This window comes from Streptomyces sp. NRRL S-1813, from assembly GCF_000719605.1.
GTDB classification, from domain to species: Bacteria; Actinomycetota; Actinomycetes; order Streptomycetales; family Streptomycetaceae; genus Streptomyces; species Streptomyces decoyicus.
Genome location: NZ_JOHB01000083.1, coordinates 1 through 1,231, shown reverse-complemented (window position 1 = coordinate 1,231; position 1,231 = coordinate 1). Strand labels below are relative to the sequence as shown.

Annotated in this window: 1 protein-coding gene; it reads left to right on the top strand. The window is 69.1% G+C overall.

The genetic code is table 11. The features are described from left to right. Positions 1-1,231 (top strand): condensation domain-containing protein (locus IF67_RS40050; RefSeq protein ID WP_037840430.1); only part of this gene is annotated, 1,231 nt, incomplete at both ends.

Genomic DNA, 1,231 nt, shown 5'->3' with positions numbered 1-1,231 from the left:
GGACCATAAGGCCCTTCCCGCGCCGCAGTTCAGCACGGCTGCAACCACCCGCGGCCCCCGCAACACCCACGAAGAACTCCTCTGCCACGCCTTCGCCCAAACCCTCGGCGTCGAACACATCCGCACCACCCTCAACACCGAACTCACCGTCCGCGACCTCTTCGAAGCACCCACCGTCGCCACCCTCGCCACCCGCCTCCACCACACCACCGGAGCACGGACCCCGCTCACCCCGAGGCCTCGCCCCGACCACATCCCGCTCTCCCCCGCTCAGCAGCGCCTCTGGTTCCTCCACCAACTGGAGGGGCCGAGCGCGACCTACAACGTGCCGATGGTGCTCCGGCTGACCGGCGCACTCGACACCACAGCACTACGCAACGCCGTCCACGACCTCACCGACCGGCACGAAACCCTGCGCACGGTCTTCCGCGAGAGCGACGGGACGCCCTACCAGCACGTCCTGCACGGCGACGCCGCCCGGCCGGTCATCGACATCGTCCCCGTCAACGAAGACGACCTGGACACCGCCGTCAGCCAGGCGGTCACCCACACCTTCGACCTGACCAAGGACGTGCCCCTGCGCGCCTGGGTGTTCACCACGGGGGCCGACCAGCACACCCTGCTGATCCTGGCCCACCACATCGCCAGCGACGGCTGGTCCATGGGCCCCCTCGCCCAGGACCTCGCCACCGCCTACGCGGCCCGCTGTGACGGAAACGCTCCGCAGTGGACCCCACTGCCCGTCCAGTACGCCGACTACGCGCTCTGGCAACGCGAAGTCCTCGGGGACGAGAACGATCCGCAGAGCCTCATCTCCCGCCAGATCGACTACTGGCGCACCACCCTCACTGCTCTCCCCGACCACCTCGAACTCCCCACCGACCGGCCCCGGCCCGCCATCGCCGGCCACCACGGCGGCAGCGTCCCCTTCGCCTGGGACGCCGAGCTGCACCACGGCATCACCCGCCTGGCCCGCGAACACCAAGCCAGCGTCTTCATGGTCGTCCACACAGCACTCGCCACACTCCTGACCCGACTCGGCACCGGCACCGACATCCCCCTCGGATCACCCATCGCCGGACGCACCGACAACGCACTCGACAACCTCGTCGGCTTCTTCATCAACACGCTCGTGCTGCGCACCGACACCTCCGGCAACCCCACCTTCACCGAACTCCTCGGACGAGTGCGGGAAACCGACCTGGCCGCCTACACCCACCAAGACGTCCCC